Origin of the sequence: Pseudomonas gorinensis (assembly GCF_042015035.1) — a bacterium.
Classification (GTDB): domain Bacteria; phylum Pseudomonadota; class Gammaproteobacteria; order Pseudomonadales; family Pseudomonadaceae; genus Aquipseudomonas; species Aquipseudomonas gorinensis.
Genome location: NZ_CP167125.1, coordinates 6,936,633 through 6,948,935 on the forward strand (window position 1 = coordinate 6,936,633; position 12,303 = coordinate 6,948,935).

The following is a 12,303-nucleotide window of genomic DNA, read 5'->3' on the forward strand; positions in this document are numbered from 1 at the left end:
TACTCCCCGCCCGTTCCGGAGCCCGCATGACCCAGGATCAACTCAAACAGGCAGTGGCCCAGGCCGCCGTCGATTTAATCCTTCCTAAACTCGACGACAAGAGCATCGTCGGTGTCGGCACCGGCTCCACCGCCAACTGCTTTATCGATGCGCTGGCCAAGCACAAGGGCGCATTCGATGGCGCCGTGGCCAGTTCCGAAGCCACCGCCGCGCGCCTCAAGGGCCATGGCATTCCGGTGTACGAGCTCAATACCGTGAGCGACCTGGAGTTCTATGTCGACGGTGCCGATGAAAGCGACGCGCACCTGAACCTGATCAAGGGCGGCGGCGCGGCCCTGACCCGCGAGAAGATCGTCGCGGCCGTGGCCAAGACCTTTATCTGCATCGCCGACGCCAGCAAGCTGGTGCCGGTGCTCGGCGCGTTCCCGCTGCCGGTGGAAGTGATCCCCATGGCCCGCAGCCACGTGGCCCGCGAACTGGTGAAACTGGGCGGCGACCCGGTGTACCGCGAAGGCGTGTTGACCGACAACGGCAACATCATCCTCGACGTGTTCAACATGCAAATCACCAACCCGGTGGAGCTTGAGACTCAAATCAACGCCATCGTCGGCGTGGTCACCAACGGCCTGTTCGCTGCGCGTCCGGCTGATGTGCTGCTGCTGGGCACGCCCGAAGGCGTGAAAACCCTCAAGGCCTGAGAACACCACAAATCCAGTGTGGGAGGTGGCTTGCCCCCGATGGCGGTGCCTAAGTCAAGTAGATGTCGACTGACACATCGCTATCGGGGGCAAGCCCCCTCCCACATTTTTGATCGGCGGTGCCTCAGAGATTGGGTTTCTTGAACACATAGAACAGGTTCGGCTCGCTGACCAGGTACAACGTGCCCTCGTCATCCATGGCGATCCCTTCGGCCTGCGGCACGCGCTTGCCCAGGCCATGGCGCCCTTTGAGCAGCGACAAACTGCTTAATGGCCGTCCATCGATATCCAGCTCCAACACCAGGAACGACTCATCCGACAGCGCCAGCAAATGACCGCTGCGCTCATCGTATTGCAAGCTTGAAAGGTCGCGCACAAACAACCCGGCATCGCGCCTGGGGTTGTTGACCACGTGCACTGAGTAGGTTTTTTCCGGTTTGAAATGGGGAAAGCCGTGGACCTCGTAGATCAGCATCGGGTCGCGCTCCTTGGCGACAAACAGGCGCTTGCCAACCGAGTCATAGGCCAACCCTTCGAACCCCTTGTTGCCGCCGACATGCATGCCCAGGGTCATCTGCTCCGCGTCGGCCGCGTCGAGGAATTGGGTGTCGTCGTCCACATGCACCTTGATCAGGCGTTGCTGGCGCTCATCGCTGATGACGTAGATGTTGTCGCTGATGAACTCCACGGCTTCGGCATCGCCAAACCCCACCAGGGGAATGCGTCGCAGGATCTTGCCCTGCAGGGATAGTTCGATCAGTTCGGCGTTTTTATTGGTGACAGTAAACAGGCTGTTGCGCACCGGGTCGTAGGTGAGCGCTGAAACATCGTCGTCGAGCCCCTCGATCACCTGGGCTTCGAGGGCGACCCGATAATCCGCCAGGCCGATGGAGCGCTCGTCGGCAGGCTGGCGCCACGCTTTCCAGTTGAACCAGGCGCGCTCGAACAGACGAAACTGTTGCGCAAAGACGCCGACGGAAACCAGCGCAATCAACAGCAGGATAAACAATGCAGGTTTGGGGCGGGCAAATCGGCGCATCGGGGCGGGCTCGAAGAAAAACTGGCGAATAGATATCAAGGTCGCCTGAATTTAAACTTAAACGCACCGGACTGTCTGGCGAATGCCGCTCATAGAGACGCATCCGACGTAATCGGTCTGCTATTTCCGCTTCTCGAAGCGATAGAACAGGTTTGGCTCACTGACAAAGTACAGGTTGCCACTCTCGTCCATGGTCACCCCTTCCGCGCGGGGGATGGTGTCTTTCAGGCCATTGAAGCCGCCGAGCAAGGTCATGAAGCTGACCTGCTTGCCCTTCTCGTCCAGTTCCAGCAACAGGTGGGAGTCCGCCGACAGCACCAGCAAGTGCCCGGTACGCGGGTCGACGGCCAGGGCCGAGAGGTTGCGCATGTCCAGCTCGGTGCTGGCCAGCTTTTGCTTGTCGCCGACCAGGGTCTGGCTACCGTCGCTTTTCCAGGTGAACAGCGCCGGCGGTCGTTCTTCACCCAGCACCAGTTGCTGGTTGCGCTTGTCCCAGGTGATGGCTTCAAAGGCTTTGTTCTGGTCTTTGGACGGCCCCAGGTCATAACTGGAGAAGTCCGCCTTGTTCAACGCTGTCGTACCGGCGTCGACCTTGATGATGGTCAGGCTGTGCTGGCGCTCATCCACCACGGCCATCAGGCCGTTTTCCATGACAGTCACACCTTCCGGGTTATTCCAACCGTTGAGCGGCATCTTGCGCAGCACATCGCCTTGCAGGGTCAACTCAACCAGGAACGGGTTCTTGCCCATGACCGAAAACAGGGTTTTGGTCTGCGGGTTATAGGCCAGGTCGGAAGCCTCGTCCTTCTCCATGCCGGGCAGCAACTTGGCGTCGATCACGGCGCGATAGTCCGGTAGCCAGACACTGGCCTCGCGCTCGGCGGGCGATTCAAAACGCTCCACCAACCACAACACACCGCGATTGTCCCAATGCATGGCCCAGGCGATGCCATACACAATGGCCCCGACCAGGAACAGCCAGGAATACCAGCGCAGGGCAAAACGCGAACGTCGCTTGGGCGTCAGGGTAGGCAGGGGCACAGCCATTGGGCGCTTATCCAGAAAGTCAGCATTAGGTGATAGCACAGGCTCGACGAGCCTGCGTGTTCGAGGCTGAGGATTATCCGGATAGCGTGTGAAAAAAATGCAAAACATTGGATTTGTGGCGAGCGGACTTGCTGTGGCGAGCGGGCTTGCCCCGCGTTGGGCTGCACAGCAGCCCCAATAAGAGCGCTGCAGTGTGTCAGTCAGCTCCGGGGCTGTGTTTTGGGGCTGCTTCGCAGCCCAACGCGGGGCAAGCCCGCTCGCCACAACAAGCCCGCTCGCCACAAGGATGCGAGAGTTAGCGCAACCCCACACATTTTTACCGCGTTTCGTCAGGCGCTCAGCGAACGCTGCTTTCGAAGCGGTTCACGCCAGACAGTTCCAGCACCAATTCATCACCCACATTCAGCGGGCCTACGCCGGCCGGGGTGCCGGTGAGGATTACATCGCCAGCTTGCAGTGAGAAACAGCCGGCCATGTGCTGGATCATCGGGACGATCGGGTTGAGCATCTGCGCGCTATTGCCGTCCTGGCGCACTTCGCCGTTGATGGTCAGGCGAATGCCGATATCGGCCAGGTCCGGGAACGTACTGCCGACCACGAACGGGGCAATCACCGCCGCGCCGTCGAAGGACTTGGCGATTTCCCACGGCAAGCCCTTGGCTTTGAGCTCAGCCTGCTTGTCCCGCAGGGTCAGGTCCAGGGCCGGGGCGAAGCCGGAGATGGCGTCCAGCACTTCTTCACGGCTGGGCTTGGTCGACAGGGGCTTGCCGATCAGCACGGCGATTTCCGCTTCGTAGTGCACCGAACCGCGTTCGGTCGGAATGCTGAAACCACCTTCCAGCGGCACCACGCAACTGCCCGGCTTGATGAACAACAACGGCTCGGTCGGTACCGGGTTGTCCAGTTCCTTGGCATGTTCGGCGTAGTTACGCCCAATACACACCACTTTACCCACAGGAAAGTGGATGTTGGTGCCGTCGACATACTTGTGCTGGTAGCTCATGAAACGACTCCTTCAGGGGCGGTTAAACAGCGAAGATCTTGCCAGGGTTCATGATCCCTTTCGGGTCGAACACGGCCTTCACGGCCTTCATGTATTCGATTTCAACCGGCGAGCGGCTGTAGGTCAGGTAATCGCGCTTGGTCATGCCCACGCCATGCTCGGCGGAGATCGAGCCGTTGTACTTCTGAACGGTTTCGAATACCCATTTATTCACGGTGGCGCACTTGGCGAAGAACTCGTCCTTGCTCAGGTTTTCCGGCTTGAGGATGTTCAAGTGCAGGTTGCCGTCGCCGATATGGCCGAACCAGACGATTTCGAAGTCCGGGTAGTGTTCGCCGACGATCGCGTCAATTTCCTTCAAGAACGCCGGCACTTTGGAGACAGTCACCGAGATATCGTTCTTGTAGGGCGTCCAGTGGGAAATGGTCTCCGAGATGTACTCGCGCAGCTTCCACAGGTTGTGCAGTTGGGTTTCGCTCTGGCTCATCACGCCGTCCAGCACCCAACCCTGCTCCACGCAGTGCTCGAAGGTTTCCAGGGCATGGTTGGCAACTTCTTCGGTGGTGGCTTCAAATTCCAGCAGCGCATAGAACGGGCATTCGGTTTCGAACGGTGCAGGCACATCACCACGACCGAGGACTTTGGCCAGGGCCTTGTCGGAGAAAAACTCGAACGCGGTCAGGTCCAGCTTGCTTTGGAAGGCATGCAGCACCGGCATGATCGAATCGAAGTCGGTGGTACCGAGCACCATGGCGGTGAGGTTTTTCGGCGCCCGATCCAGGCGCATGGTGGCTTCGACCACAAAGCCCAGGGTGCCTTCAGCACCGATGAACAGCTGGCGCATGTCGTAGCCGGTGGCGTTCTTGATCAGGTCGCGGTTCAGCTCCAGCACATCGCCCTTGCCGGTGACGACTTTCATGCCGGCCACCCAGTTACGGGTCATGCCGTAGCGAATCACCTTGATCCCGCCGGCATTGGTGCCGATATTGCCGCCAATCTGGCTCGAACCGGACGACGCGAAATCCACCGGGTAGTACAAGCCGTTTTCTTCGGCGACGTTCTGCAATTGCTTGGTGACTACCCCCGGCTGGCACTTGGCGGTGCGGTCGGTGAGGTTCACCTCGAGGATCTGGTTCATATAGTCGAACGAGACGACCACTTCGCCATTGGCCGCGACCGCGGCGGCCGACAGACCGGTACGGCCACCGGACGGCACCAGCGCCACTGTGTGCTCATTGGCCCAGCGGACAATGGCCTGCACCTGCTCGATGGTCTTGGGGAAGACGATGGCGGTGGGGGCGGGAGCGAAGTGCTTGGTCCAATCCTTGCCGTAAGCCTCCAGGGAGTCTGCATCGGTCAGCACTTTGCCGGGCTCAACCAGGGTCTTTAGCTCATCAATCAGGGCAGGATGGGTCATCGACAGAACTCTCGAACAATTCATGGTCATCCTGAGAACGCTTCACGTCGCAGGAATAGGTGTTTAGCGGGGCGCGTATGCTAGCATACCGCCCCCGCAGGACAGAGCCCAAAGGCGTTTCTGCGGTGACGGCTTTCCTGCCGTCCGGGTCAGCTTAAGCGATCCGATTCCCTGCCATTTTTCTCCGGGATACAGGTTTACGCAGATGAGCAAGACTTCTCTCGATAAGAGCAAGATCAAGTTCCTTCTTCTGGAAGGCGTCCACCCATCGGCCGTCGAAGTACTGAAGGCCGCCGGGTACTCCAGCATTGAGTACATCACCAGTTCTCTGCCGGAAGCCCAGCTCAAGGAAAAGATCGCCGACGCGCACTTTATCGGCATTCGCTCCCGCACCCAGCTGACCGAAGAGATCTTCGATCACGCCAAGAAACTCGTGGCGGTCGGCTGTTTCTGCATCGGCACCAACCAGGTCGACCTCAACGCAGCGCGCGAGCGCGGCATCGCGGTGTTCAACGCACCGTACTCCAACACCCGCTCCGTTGCGGAACTGGTGCTGGCCGAGGCGATCCTGCTGTTGCGCGGTATTCCTGAGAAGAACGCCTCCTGCCATCGTGGCGGCTGGATCAAGAGCGCAGCCAACTCCTTCGAAATCCGCGGCAAGAAGCTGGGTATCGTCGGTTACGGCTCGATCGGTACTCAACTGTCGGTCCTGGCTGAAGGCCTCGGCATGCAGGTGTTCTTCTACGACACCCTGACCAAGCTGCCATTGGGCAACGCCACGCAAGTGTCGAGCCTGACCGAGCTGCTGGGCATGTCCGATATCGTCACCCTGCACGTGCCGGAAACCGCTGAGACCCAGTGGATGATCGGCGAGAAGGAAATCCGCGCCATCAAGAAAGGCGGGATCCTGATCAACGCCGCACGCGGCACCGTGGTCGAGCTGGACGCCCTGGCCGAGGCGATCAAGGACAAGCACCTGATCGGCGCCGCCATCGATGTGTTCCCGGTGGAGCCGCGCTCCAACGACGACATCTTCGAAAGCCCGCTGCGTGGCCTGGACAACGTGATCCTGACCCCGCACATCGGCGGTTCCACCGCTGAAGCCCAGGCCAACATTGGCCTGGAAGTGTCGGAGAAACTGGTCAAGTACAGCGACAACGGTACGTCGGTCTCGTCCGTCAACTTCCCGGAAGTGGCCCTGCCGGCTCACCCTGGCAAGCACCGTCTGCTGCACATCCACCAGAACATCCCTGGCGTGATGATGGAGATCAACAAGGTCTTCGCGGAAAACGGCATCAACATCTCCGGTCAGTTCCTGCAGACCAACGAAAAGGTTGGCTACGTGGTGATCGACGTCGACGCCGAGTACTCGGACTTGGCGCAAGAGAAGCTGCAGCACATCAACGGCACCATCCGTAGCCGCGTGCTGTTCTAAGGCTTCAACCGCACCACGAAAAAGGGAGCCCCTCGGGGCTCCCTTTTTTGCATCTGAACAAATCTTACTTGACGTTAACCGTGATTACTTTCGAGGCTACAGTGGGCTCGAACTGGTGGTGCACGTTATCGCCTGCCACCAGTTGCAAGGTGTGCTTGCCAGGGGCCAGTGTCAGTTCGGTTTCGGTTTGCGCCTTGCCGAAATGGATCGAGGTGGCGGTGGCCGGGATAGCCTCGTCTGCCTTAAGCGCCGTCACGTCCTGGTCGACCAGCAGGTGATGGTGACCGGCACCGGGCACCTGCTTGTCGATCGGTTCCAGGTCCAGCCCCTTCACGCCAAACTTGACGGTGAAGGTCTTGTCGACGGTCGCGCCATCCTTGGGCGAGACAATAAACACCTCAGCGCCCTTGGGGGCGGGTGTACGGGGAACATCAGCAGCACTCGCCAACATCGAAGCACCCAGCATCAGGGAGGCCAGCGTGGCACGGGACAAAAGGGCTTTCATTCGCTTCTCCAGTTTTTCTGTGAAATCTGTAGGGTTATGACAACTTCGCGACAAATTGCTGTCCAAGGCACTCAACACCATAGCAAAGCGATGCTGAACGGCGCCTCGCACATAAAAATTCTCTAGGAGTGACCATGCGCTTTTCGCCTGGCCTGTTACTGCTGCTTCCCCTTCTGAGCCCCCTGGCTCACGCCGAACTGGTCGATGATGTGTTCGATCGTGGCGAACTGCGCATCGCCCTTGAAGCCAATACGCCACCGTTCAACTTCAAGGACGGCGACAAACTCACCGGTTTTGAAGTGGAACTGGGTGAACTGCTGGCAAAGGAAATGGACGTACGCTCCTCGTTCATCACCACCGATGACGCCGACTTGCTGCCAGGGGTGGCAACCGGCAAGTACGACGTGGCCATTAACCATATCGCTAAGACTGCCGACCTTGAGGATCAGTTCGATTTCAGTGAGGTTTATCGCGAGAAGCCCGATTTGGTGATCCCATTCCAAAAGGGTAACCCCGCGTTCAAGACGAGCCTTGACGGCGCGCTGAAACGGGTGAAGGAGGATGGCCGGTTAAAGGCGCTGTCGCAGAAGTGGTTTGACGCAGAAGCACCGACTACAGCTGCGCCAGTGCCTGCGCAGCCTCAGGCAACTCCAGCTCACTGAACACCTGCACGCCGTGGCGTTTGAGCAGCGCCGCGGTTACGCCCTCGCCCTTCACTTTCACGCCGGTAAAGGTGCCGTCATAAGTGAGCAGGTTGCCACACGACGGGCTGTTGGCCTTGAGCACGGCGATGCGAATAGCGTGGCGTTGCACCAGCGCCAAGGCCTGGCGGGCGCCGTCGAGAAAGGCGGCGCTGAAATCTTCGCCCTCGGCCGTCAGCACCTGGGCGCGCCCCTCCCACACATCCACACCCTGCCCGCCTGGGATCTCGGCGGCAGGTCGTGGCGTTGGCAAACCACCCGACACTTCCGGGCAGATCGCAACCACACGCCCCTCGGCCTGCCATGCGGCCAACTGGTCAAACGGCCCGCTGGCCCCGCCGTCGTAACGCACCTTGTGCCCGAGCAGGCAGCGGCTGACAAGAATCTTTTGCATGCTCAAAACGGCTCATTGCCCCGCCGGCGAAACCAGCCCGTCAGGGACAGGCGCTCACGCGTAGCAGGCAAAACTTCGTGGGGTACCTCGCCCGACAGGAACACCACCAGGCAACCGCCGGTGGGCACCACGTCGTATTCGACGCCGTCCTTGAGGTACATGCGCAACTGGCCGCCATGCTCGGGCAGCCAGGCGTCGTTCAAGTAGATCACCGCCGACACCGTGCGCCGATCATCATCGCGAAACCGGTCCAGGTGCTTGAGGTAGAAGGCCCCTGGCGGGTACATCGCGAAGTGGCTTTCGAAATCCTCCAGGCCCAGGAACAGGTTGCGGTTCATCGCCAGGCGCAGGCTGTCCATCAGCGCCATATAGTCGCCACAGACCGCCGCGTCGCCCTCTTCCAGCCACTGGATATGGTCGCCGCGAATACCCTCACGAATTTCCTGGGCCGGCCCGCGCCCCACCGCCGCCGGCGACAGCTCACCTTCGGCCGCACGTTTACGGCACTCAGCCGCCAGTTCCAGGGTCAGAGCCTGGGACAGGAAGGCGTTCTGCTGCGACCAGCCTTTCTCGGCCAGGTCGTCGACGATGCGTTGCAGCAGCGGGTGATCAAAGGGTATTTGCATGGCGCGCATAGTATCCATACGCCTATGAATCCGACAGAGCCGCCGAGCGTCTGAATGCACTTTAGTCAGGTGACTGATAGGACTTCTCGACAAATCCTACGCCCGACACGGACAATAGTGGCCGACTGACAGGAGTCCATATGCGTCGTTTGTTTTTTTCCTTGCTGATGTTCTGCGTTTTGCCCGCCTGGGCAGACGGCCATGACCAGTTGTACAAGGTCGCCGGCTGGGCCGAACAACGTGCGCATTTCAATGATGCCCTCAGTGCAGCCCAGCAACGCTACCGCAACAGCCTGCCGCCGGCGGTGTACCAGGCGCTGGTGGACAACAGCAACAGGCGCTTCGCCGCCCAGGCCATGGACCAGCGTGCCGAAGCGCAGTTGCGCCAGCACCTGGCGGACCCCAAGCCGGCCCTGGCGTTCTTCCAATCGCCGCTGGGCCGCAAGATCGTCGCCGCCGAATTGCTCGCCACCCGCCGCGACCAGTTGGCTAAAAATGCCCAGGGCCTGCCGCATGTCGAAGCCGACGCCACCCGCAGCCTGATCATCGGCCACTTGGCCCAAGCCCTGCCCGCCCGTGAAGCCGGTGCGGAAGTCAGCCTGGCAATCGCCGGCGTGGCGGCCGACAGCTTGAGCCAGATGATTCCCGGCCTGTTGGGCGGCGACCAAGCCCAGGGCATGCTGGATGGGCAACGCGAGCGCTTGATGCAACAGATCGGCAATGACCTGAACAACACACTGCTGTACGTCTATCGAGATTTGTCTGACCCGGAGTTGGAAGAATTCGCGACGTTTGCGGAGTCGCCGGAGGGTAAGGCGTATTACCGGGCGGCGCTGGCAGCGGTTCGTGCGGGGCTGGCGGTCGGCCAAAGCACTTCAAGCCTGACGCAGTAGAAAATGTGGGAGGGGGCTTGCCCCCGATGGCAGTGTGAAGTGCGCCCCAGAAGTTGGACACCCATCCAATTTCTGGGGCGTTTTCATGAGCAAGTACACCACGCAGTTCAAGCTATCTGCCATCACCGCTTTCCTTGAGCGAGGCCGAGGGTTTCGCCGGGTCGCCGCTCAATTTCAAATGGACCCCACCTTGCTTCGTCGTTGGGTCGAGGCTTATCGATTACACGGTGAGGCCAGCTTGAGCAGTACCGGCCAGCGTTACAGTGCCTTGTTCAAGTTCTCTGTTCTACGGCGCATGTGGGATGACTCCCTTTCCTTGCGCCGCGCAGCGGCGCTTTTCAACTTGGGGGATTCCACTCAGGTGGGCAGATGGCAACAGCAGTATTACAGTGGCGGTATTGAAGCCCTGGAGTCAGGGAAAAGAGGACTGAGCACCGCTATGCCTAAACCACCTGCTAAACCACGCAAAACCGCTGCCCCACTCACCAGCCCTGAGCCTGAGCACAAGACGTTACTTGATGAGCTCCAATACCTACGGATGGAGAACGCTTATCTAAAAAAGCTTGGGGAGTTAGGCGAGGCGGTGATGAGGCGGGAGAAAGAACAGAAGAAAAAGCCCGATTAGTCAGTGAGCTTAAGCAACACTTTCCCTTGCGTGACTTGCTCAAGCTAGTGAGCCTTGCGCGAAGTACGTACTACTACCAACTCAAGGCAATGGGCGTTGCGGACCGATTTTCCTCGATCAAAGCTTCTATCCAGACCATCCAAAACGAGCATAAGGGCCGCTTTGGTTACCGTCGGATGACGCTAGAACTACGTAAAGAAAGATCGCTGATCAACGGTAAAACGGTACGACGACTGATGGGGGAGCTGGGTCTGAAATGCACGGTGCGGCCTAAGAAATACAGGTCGTATAAAGGGCCGATGGGCGAAGTGTCGCCCAACACCTTGGCTCGTCAGTTCGAGGCTGAGCAACCGAATCAGAAATGGGTGACGGATGTCACCGAGTTCAAAGTGGCCGGCAAAAAGCTGTACTTGTCCCCAGTTTTGGACTTGTACAACGGAGAAATCGTGGCCTATCAGACGGCAATACGTCCCCAATATGCCTTGGTGGGCGAGATGCTGGAAAAAGCTATTGAAGGCTTACCTGAGGGCGGCAAGCCAATGCTGCATTCAGATCAAGGCTGGCACTATCGATATCCAAAGTACCGGGAGAGGCTAGAAAAAGCAGGGCTGGAGCAAAGCATGTCACGCAAAGGAAACTGCCATGACAACGCCACAATGGAGAGTTTCTTCGGCACGCTGAAGTCAGAGTTCTACTATCGGGAAAGCTTTGAAAGCGTGGAGCAGTTGCAAGCGGGGCTGGATGAGTACATCCATTACTACAACCATAAGCGAATCAAAGTGAAGCTTGGCGGACTGAGCCCTGTAGCGTACAGGACCCGGTCCGCTGTAGCCTAACCAACAGCTGTCCAGCTTTTGGGGCGCACTTCAGTGGGTCAGCTACAGATAAGCTGACTGATGCACCGCTATCGGGGGCAAGCCCCCTCCCACATTTGGATTGCGTTATTTCAAATGGTCTGTCAAATACCGGAAGTACTCTTCACGAATCTCCGGAATCTCATTGGCCAGGTGATGCCGGCCACGCGGCAGCATCAACACCTCGGGCTGGTCGAACTTGCCCCGCAGTACCTGCAAGTTGTGCTGCCAATCCACGGTCATGTCTTCCTCTCCCTGCACAATCACCGGCCGCCGTGGGCTGCGCGGTGCGGCTTCGATGCGTTTGATCCAGCGCGCCAGCGCCCCCACCCAGGCGGTTGGCAGCTGGCGCGGCTGAAGCGGGTCGGCCTCCAGGAACGGCTTGAACTGCGGGTCGTTGGTGTTCTCGCTGAAACGCCGGGCGATGCCTTTGACGAACGGGCGCAACAGGTAATAGCTGACCTGCGACCACCCCCACGCACGCGGCCGTACCAGCGGAGACAGCAGGAAGGTCTTGCCTTGGGCCGGGCTGTCGGCCCCGCGGCTGAGCAGGTGGTCGACCACCACCGCGCCGCCGGTGCTTTGCCCGAACAAGTGCCAGGGCTGCGGCAATTGCAGCGCTTGAGCTTGAGCGAACAGTGCCTGCACCACGTCCTGATACACCGCAAAATCATCGATGCTGGCACGCGCGCCGCTGGACAAGCCATGGCCTGGCAAATCGCAGGCGATCACCACAAAGCCCTGGTCCAGCGCCCAGTCCACCACGTGGCGATACAGCCCCATGTGGTCGTAGAAGCCGTGGAACATGAACATCGTCGCCACCGGTGCGGGCGGCCACCATACCTGGGCCACCACCTGGAACCCATCGACCTCGAAACGTCCCAGCCGGCTCACTGCCGGCACTTTGCGTGCGGCCAGGTCCAGGCCGTAGAAACGCTGGTAGACCCGCGCCTCGGCGCTGAGCGGCTGCGCATCCACCAGGGGTCGCAAGCTTTCGCGCAGATGATCGGGGTCAAAGGTGACGGGCATAGGAGGTTCCAGACTTGAGGCTTCACGCACTGCGCAG

13 protein-coding genes are annotated in these 12,303 nt (G+C 59.7%); 5 read left to right on the forward strand and 8 right to left on the reverse strand.

Annotated elements, in window-relative coordinates; translation table 11 throughout:
• Positions 1–26 precede the first annotated feature (26 nt).
• A complete protein-coding gene (gene rpiA, locus AB7933_RS31810) occupies positions 27–698 on the forward strand; it encodes a ribose-5-phosphate isomerase RpiA (RefSeq protein ID WP_024077955.1) in 672 nt (223 codons plus the stop codon).
• Positions 699–822: 124 nt separating this feature from the next.
• On the opposite strand, the gene AB7933_RS31815 is transcribed toward rpiA, so the two are convergent.
• The 4 genes from AB7933_RS31815 to AB7933_RS31830 form a co-directional block, all read right to left on the reverse strand.
• Entirely contained in the window at positions 823–1,737 is a 915-nt protein-coding gene (locus tag AB7933_RS31815) for an SdiA-regulated domain-containing protein (RefSeq protein WP_024077956.1), read from the reverse strand.
• A gap of 120 nt (positions 1,738–1,857) precedes the next feature.
• Positions 1,858–2,784, reverse strand: a complete 927-nt coding sequence (locus tag AB7933_RS31820) for an SdiA-regulated domain-containing protein (protein WP_024077957.1) — start codon at positions 2,782–2,784, stop codon at positions 1,858–1,860.
• A 337-nt stretch (positions 2,785–3,121) separates the two neighbouring features.
• Positions 3,122–3,787, reverse strand: coding sequence for a fumarylacetoacetate hydrolase family protein (locus tag AB7933_RS31825; protein ID WP_024077958.1), 666 nt, complete (start codon positions 3,785–3,787; stop codon positions 3,122–3,124).
• 22 nt (positions 3,788–3,809) lie between these two features.
• Positions 3,810–5,204 (reverse strand): FAD-binding oxidoreductase, encoded by a 1,395-nt coding sequence (locus AB7933_RS31830; RefSeq protein WP_024077959.1) that lies wholly within the window; start codon positions 5,202–5,204, stop codon positions 3,810–3,812.
• A 205-nt stretch (positions 5,205–5,409) separates the two neighbouring features.
• On the opposite strand from AB7933_RS31830, the gene serA reads away from it, so the two are divergent.
• Positions 5,410–6,639: a phosphoglycerate dehydrogenase gene (gene serA / locus AB7933_RS31835; protein WP_024077960.1), complete on the forward strand. Its 1,230-nt coding sequence runs from the start codon at positions 5,410–5,412 to the stop codon at positions 6,637–6,639.
• 64 nt (positions 6,640–6,703) lie between these two features.
• On the opposite strand, the gene AB7933_RS31840 is transcribed toward serA, so the two are convergent.
• Positions 6,704–7,144 (reverse strand): DUF4399 domain-containing protein, encoded by a 441-nt coding sequence (locus AB7933_RS31840; protein WP_024077961.1) that lies wholly within the window; start codon positions 7,142–7,144, stop codon positions 6,704–6,706.
• 134 nt (positions 7,145–7,278) lie between these two features.
• Here AB7933_RS31840 and AB7933_RS31845 point away from each other — a divergent pair, with 134 nt between their 5' ends.
• Positions 7,279–7,806: a transporter substrate-binding domain-containing protein gene (locus AB7933_RS31845; protein WP_024077962.1), complete on the forward strand. Its 528-nt coding sequence runs from the start codon at positions 7,279–7,281 to the stop codon at positions 7,804–7,806.
• Here AB7933_RS31845 and AB7933_RS31850 read toward each other — a convergent pair.
• Both AB7933_RS31850 and AB7933_RS31855 read right to left on the reverse strand, forming a co-directional pair.
• Positions 7,757–8,239, reverse strand: coding sequence for a DUF523 domain-containing protein (locus AB7933_RS31850; protein ID WP_024077963.1), 483 nt, complete (start codon positions 8,237–8,239; stop codon positions 7,757–7,759). The two genes, AB7933_RS31845 and AB7933_RS31850, sit on opposite strands and share 50 nt — an antisense overlap.
• Positions 8,240–8,241: 2 nt before the next feature.
• The gene (locus AB7933_RS31855; RefSeq protein WP_024077964.1) at positions 8,242–8,874 is read right to left on the reverse strand and encodes a 2OG-Fe(II) oxygenase; all 633 of its coding nucleotides are present in this window, start codon (positions 8,872–8,874) and stop codon (positions 8,242–8,244) included.
• 131 nt (positions 8,875–9,005) lie between these two features.
• Between AB7933_RS31855 and AB7933_RS31860 the strand changes: the two genes are divergently transcribed.
• Together AB7933_RS31860 and AB7933_RS31865 are read left to right on the forward strand one after the other, a co-directional pair.
• A complete protein-coding gene (locus AB7933_RS31860; RefSeq protein ID WP_024077965.1) occupies positions 9,006–9,758 on the forward strand; it encodes a DUF2059 domain-containing protein in 753 nt (250 codons plus the stop codon).
• Between the two features lie 85 nt (positions 9,759–9,843).
• A protein-coding gene (locus AB7933_RS31865; protein ID WP_404943211.1) for an IS3 family transposase occupies positions 9,844–11,219 on the forward strand; the annotation gives its coding sequence in 2 pieces (ribosomal slippage) (positions 9,844–10,335 and positions 10,338–11,219; 1,374 coding nt in all).
• 105 nt (positions 11,220–11,324) lie between these two features.
• On the opposite strand, the gene AB7933_RS31870 is transcribed toward AB7933_RS31865, so the two are convergent.
• Positions 11,325–12,266, reverse strand: a complete 942-nt coding sequence (locus AB7933_RS31870; RefSeq protein WP_024077966.1) for an alpha/beta hydrolase — start codon at positions 12,264–12,266, stop codon at positions 11,325–11,327.
• Between the last annotated feature and the right edge of the window lie 37 nt (positions 12,267–12,303).

Bases quoted from the DNA above. Each gene is read 5' to 3' on its own strand.
- rpiA (WP_024077955.1), top strand. From the start codon at position 27: ATGACCCAGGATCAACTCAAACAGGCAGTGGCCCAGGCCGCCGTCGAT.
- AB7933_RS31815 (WP_024077956.1), bottom strand. From the start codon at position 1,737: ATGCGCCGATTTGCCCGCCCCAAACCTGCATTGTTTATCCTGCTGTTG.
- AB7933_RS31820 (WP_024077957.1), bottom strand. From the start codon at position 2,784: ATGGCTGTGCCCCTGCCTACCCTGACGCCCAAGCGACGTTCGCGTTTT.
- AB7933_RS31825 (WP_024077958.1), bottom strand. From the start codon at position 3,787: ATGAGCTACCAGCACAAGTATGTCGACGGCACCAACATCCACTTTCCT.
- AB7933_RS31830 (WP_024077959.1), bottom strand. From the start codon at position 5,204: ATGACCCATCCTGCCCTGATTGATGAGCTAAAGACCCTGGTTGAGCCC.
- serA (WP_024077960.1), top strand. From the start codon at position 5,410: ATGAGCAAGACTTCTCTCGATAAGAGCAAGATCAAGTTCCTTCTTCTG.
- AB7933_RS31840 (WP_024077961.1), bottom strand. From the start codon at position 7,144: ATGAAAGCCCTTTTGTCCCGTGCCACGCTGGCCTCCCTGATGCTGGGT.
- AB7933_RS31845 (WP_024077962.1), top strand. From the start codon at position 7,279: ATGCGCTTTTCGCCTGGCCTGTTACTGCTGCTTCCCCTTCTGAGCCCC.
- AB7933_RS31850 (WP_024077963.1), bottom strand. From the start codon at position 8,239: ATGCAAAAGATTCTTGTCAGCCGCTGCCTGCTCGGGCACAAGGTGCGT.
- AB7933_RS31855 (WP_024077964.1), bottom strand. From the start codon at position 8,874: ATGCGCGCCATGCAAATACCCTTTGATCACCCGCTGCTGCAACGCATC.
- AB7933_RS31860 (WP_024077965.1), top strand. From the start codon at position 9,006: ATGCGTCGTTTGTTTTTTTCCTTGCTGATGTTCTGCGTTTTGCCCGCC.
- AB7933_RS31870 (WP_024077966.1), bottom strand. From the start codon at position 12,266: ATGCCCGTCACCTTTGACCCCGATCATCTGCGCGAAAGCTTGCGACCC.